Here is a 4,812-nt window from a genome sequence, read left to right on the forward strand (position 1 = left end):
CTTTTAACCAATTGGTCGTAGGTTCGAATCCTACACGACCCACCATTTCGATGTAGCGGTGTGTAGTTCTAGGAAGGGTATTTGCAGTGCCGACTTCTAGTCTTGCAGCCGTCTGGGGCGAACATTAGTTTCGCTCATGAGTGATGTCAATATGGAATAGCCCACCAATCAGGTGGGCTTTTTCGTTTCTGAAGCTTTTTTCCCTTTCTGTAGGCATGCGGAGCCGACCCCGGTGCGACCGAAAATCGCAGAGGGTTGCAGTGTTCGCTTCTTCTTCGAAATGCGTTCCACACTGGCGTTGTTGCGCCATTTTTCAGACGTCAGCCGGCGCTATCCCTTGCATCTGAAATGAGGCACCACTTTCTGGTGTGGATGGCGGTGCACCCATTCGACGGTGCGGTGCCGAAATACCGCTAGGGAGAAGCTCTGGCATTACCAGCTTGCCCAGCTTGCCCAGCTTTCCCTGCTGTGCAGTTGCTACGGCGGTTGAAAGATTGTGATCCCTGCCTGTTCGCCATTAGCGTGAACAGCATGGTGGGCTCGAACAATTCCTCGGGTGGTTGTACCGAATCACCCGGCGAAGGCATCGTGTTGCCGGCCAGTGAGAGGGGAGGCAACTGCCATGTTTCACATGGCTGCCGATTGGGCGCCGGGCGTTCAAACTGAGAAGGTATCTGGCTTGCTGATTTTGCATGAGGCCGGGATATCGGATTATCTGAAGGCTGGGGCAATGCTCCACTGCTATCCACTCGACGTACATGCTGCAGCGCGCCTTGGGCCAGGCTGCGTTCATGCAGAACTGCGCGCATATGGTCGTAGTCCGCCTCGATGTAGTTCATCGTCGTGGCAATGTTCGAATGATTCAGCAGGCTCTTGGTCAGGTGGATATTCCGTTCCGGCTGCTTCATCAGGTCCGTGGCCAGCGTGTGGCGGAATCTGTGTGGCGTCATTCTCACGCCAATCTTGTCGGTGAGCTTCCGATACATCGCTTCCACCTGGTCGATGTTCATTTCCTTGCGGCGGTAGTACCGGGAGAAGCGATTGACGTTGAACAACTGGTCGTCGGGTGCAAAGCCGGCGTGCTTTGCCTCGTCCAGGATGCGCTGTAGGTGCGGCGCCAGACCCTCCATGATTGGCACAGAGAATTCGCGGTGGGTTTTCTCTGTTTCGCCGCGCACAAGGATCATCTGGTTGTCCCAGTCAATATCTTTGTAACGCAGGCAGAGCAAGGCATTCAGCCGTATGCCGGTGTAGTAGAACATCTCGAATGTTGCGAGCCAGAACCAGGCCGGTGTGATCTGGCTGCGCTCACCGGTGCCGCGTTCCTGATCCGCCAGTGCTTTGAGCCAGTTGCGTGCACGTTGAATAGCGTCGCCGGAGACCGTCTTGCTCGGTCGCTTGGGCGGTATCACGGTGGTCTTTTTGAAGGGGTTGATCAGGGTATGGGTAAGGATTCCCTGCTCAAGGCCATACCCCCAGATGGTGCGCAGATGGTTGGAATAGGTGTTCCAACTCCGTTTGGACAGGCCATTCTCCAGGACTTTTCGACGCCATGCCAAAATGCTTCGATGATCGATCTCTTCTGCGTCGACGGCACCGAAGTGTTTTATCAGTGCTTTGGTTGCGGCTAGGTAGATTTTCGCGCTGGCGGCACGAAGATCATGCGCGAAGATATATTCTTGGGCCAGCTCCAGAGGCGTCATTGCTCCGCCTCCGCTGCATCGGTTCTTAGCGTCAGGCTGGCGTTATCGAAGGGAACCTCGGCGAAAACGGTATGAGGATCTCGTAACAAATAGCCGCGGAGCTGCTTCGACTTGCGCGGGCCAACCACATCGCACGTCCAGATGTTGAGGCTCTTGTCGGTCTTGCGATGCAACTTCTGTTTCTCGAAGCTGCGCTGGATAAGCTGCCAGGCATTGATTTGCCTGGCTTTTGCCTGCTGCTCGATCGCGGGGAACTCTTGCACGTACCGCTTGAAGATGCCTGGGGTAACCAGCATCGCTGTTCCAGCTACCGTATGTACCAGGGCCTTGCTGTCATTGATGATTATGTGGCGGGAGGCGATACCTGTTCTAAGCCAGTCAATAAATCCCTGGCTCAGCTCGTTCGTACTGCTTTGCATTGTTCCTTTGTCTTCGACTTGTAGAGATCCTGAGTCGGCCTCGAAAGGTTCTTGTGGTGGCGCATTCCTCTCATTGGGAGTGGGGGTGGCAGCCGTTGAGCCGGGGCTAGTGTTTAGCTCTTGTGGTGGCGAAGTGCCATTATCAAGGAGTGACAGCAATTCGTCTATTTCGCCGTCATGGTTTGCCGGTCCCTGGAGGCCCGTCGCAGAGGTCTCCGTGTGTGCAGGCGGGAAGGGGGGCGCATCATCGAGCTTGGCAGGGGCGCCGCCCAGTGGCTCAGTGAATTGATCCGTCACCGTCTCTTCGGCTGGCGTGCCTGCTTCCTCAAGCTCGAGGGTACCGGTATATGCGGCAGGACGATCTTTCGCGTCTGGCCAGATAAGCGCTGGGGACAGCTTCAGTACGGTGAGCGTGTTTCTCCAGCCGCGGCCATTATCGATGGTGGCTTTCCAGATCGCCTTGTCCTGGGCGTTTGTCTGGATCACGCCCTGATCCTGCAGCATGTTGAAGAAGGGGGCATTCGAGCTTGGGATGCCCTCTATACCCTGAGCCAGCAGATAGGCTCTCAGTTGGTCTGCTGTGGGTTTGCTGACAAGCCATAGGGCATCCTGAGCCAGCCATCCATCCGCTGGGCCATCTGGGTGGTTCAGTTTGTACTTCTCGCGCACCAAGTAGCGCAGACCTTCGGCCAACTGTCGTTGTAGCGATTGCTTCGGCGCAGCCAGCGCACGCTCGGGGTTACCTCCCAGCTCTTGGGCGACAGAGGCCTGGTCGGCTTTGATCACGATCTCACCAAGAATGCCGGCGTGCTCGTACTGACCGGCCAGCACGAAGATCAAGGGTTTCCATAGTTCTGGAAAGCCGCTGAGCCAGTCCAAGATGTCCGGGGTCAGTATCTGGGAGTAGATCAATGCTGAAGCAGCACCATGTAACGGGTAGTCGCGGCCTTTGGTGTACCTGAAGCGATACGGCCGGCTGACCGGGCCGTGCCAGGGGTGCCAAATCTTCCCTCCCTGCTGTTCCACCTGTAGATCGACAGCGATCTTGCCCAGGTCGTGTATCAATGCGCCGTAGGCAGCCGCTGCGGACCAAGCTTCAGCCTGGGCCGACTGGGACTCTGGGGGCGCACCTATGGGTAGCAGGTACGTCTGCCGAATCTTCAGCGCATAGGCGACGATCTCCAGGCCATGATCAAGCATGCCGCCAAGGTGGGCGTGATGGTGGTTTTCCGAAGCTGGGAGCTGCTGGACCAACTCGGCAAATCGTTCCAGTGGTTTCTTGTAGAGCTCGGCGAACTGCTGCCGCGACAACGAAGCTCGCTGCCAGATGTTCTCCAGGAGCTTCTGCCGGCGCGGGGTGTTGAGGAGTTCTTTGCTGCGCGCCGGGGCTATGTAGCCTTCAGGCGACGGTGCCTCGGCGGCTATCGCCTTTCTTCTGCTGCGCCAAAGGAGTGAAAGCATGGGATGCTCCATGAAGTGCTCATGGGGCGGGCTTTTCCGCTAAAGGGGCCAGGGCCAACAAGGGAAAAGGATATCCAGCGCTGGAGGGGATTTCTTGGGCGAAATGCCATTATGGTCATTCGGTTCGCAGACAGGTCGGCCGCGTGCATCAGAAACGACAAGGGCCGCTTTCGCGGCCCTTAATTGAGTAGCTGAATCCAGCTCACTCAAGCCAGCTTTCAACTGTCTCAGCACCAAACTCTTCTTTCCAGGCTTTCAAGATTTTGTGATTGCCGCCCTTGGTTTCAACCACTTCGCCAGTGTTCGGATTCTTGTAGCGCTTCAGGGTACGTTCGCGGCGAGTAGTTTTTGCCGGAACAGCAGCTTGACGTTTTTTTCCTGCGTCCGGGTCAAGAATCTCGATTACATTACGCAGAGACATGTTGTACTGCGCAAGCAGGTCTCGAAGCCTGCTCTCAAACGCGATTTCTTTCTGGAGTTTATCGTCGTTCTTGAGTGCTTCGAGACGCTTCTTTTGTTCTTCGATCTGAGCTTCGAGAGCTTTGTATTCTGCGATAATGGACATTGCCATGTTCCTAGGCTGTGAGGTTTGGTATCTAAAGATACTGAAGAATAGTTTAGTTTCAACTTGGCGCACAAGGCAACATCGTTTTAATTGTCGGTTCGAAGATTTATCCGGCATTGGGTTTATTATGAACGACGGCCCCGTCGTCGGAGTCATTCCACTAGGTATTCATGTATGGGAATCCGAGGGCGGCAATATTCCTATGCGTATCTATCCGGCACCTAAGCTCTTAGCCGAAGGCTAAGGACAGATGAGGCCGAACGCGGTAGAGATACTTGTCTACTCAATGGCACGGAGATGATTACTTCGTTTGCGACGTGCATGTCTTAAGCCGAAAACCACTTTATGTCATCTGCAATTCCCGGCTTTTCGGTAGCCAGCAGCTTGAGCGTCCGCCTCAGAGGCGAAAAGCACTTGGTTTTTCACCGATACGCTGCCGTAACTCGGACAGCCGATGGGTAGGTGGTAAACGTGGCTGTTCCGGTTGCCGATGATCGATCCGCCTGAGGATGAGCCTTTGGCTACGACGGCCAAGGAGGTGCGCACGTTCGCAGTCGGTAATGAGCTTACGATGCCGTCGCCTACAGGCTTATATCCAACCGTCCATTGCCTTTCGCCGGTCACGAACGGATTGTGGTGGCCCATGATCGCAGCAATGCGGGCA

Annotated in this window: 3 protein-coding genes and 1 pseudogene; all 4 read right to left on the bottom strand. The window is 55.5% G+C overall.

Going from position 1 to position 4,812, the window contains the following annotated elements:
* Window positions 1–413 precede the first annotated feature (413 nt).
* Window positions 414–1,703, bottom strand: coding sequence for a tyrosine recombinase XerC (gene xerC, locus BZL41_RS00135; protein ID WP_095597418.1), 1,290 nt, complete (start codon window positions 1,701–1,703; stop codon window positions 414–416).
* On the bottom strand, window positions 1,700–3,595 hold the full coding sequence (gene mobH / locus BZL41_RS00140; RefSeq protein WP_095597419.1) for a MobH family relaxase: 1,896 nt from the start codon (window positions 3,593–3,595) through the stop codon (window positions 1,700–1,702). Before mobH ends, xerC begins: the two co-directional genes overlap by 4 nt.
* Window positions 3,596–3,785: 190 nt before the next feature.
* Entirely contained in the window at window positions 3,786–4,148 is a 363-nt protein-coding gene (locus tag BZL41_RS00150; protein WP_095597421.1) for a histone-like nucleoid-structuring protein, MvaT/MvaU family, read from the bottom strand.
* Between the two features lie 348 nt (window positions 4,149–4,496).
* Window positions 4,497–4,812 (bottom strand): annotated as a pseudogene (locus tag BZL41_RS28785) (deoxyribonuclease I); the annotation flags it as partial.

It is taken from the genome of Pseudomonas sp. PIC25, from assembly GCF_002286785.1.
Lineage (GTDB): Bacteria > Pseudomonadota > Gammaproteobacteria > Pseudomonadales > Pseudomonadaceae > Pseudomonas_M.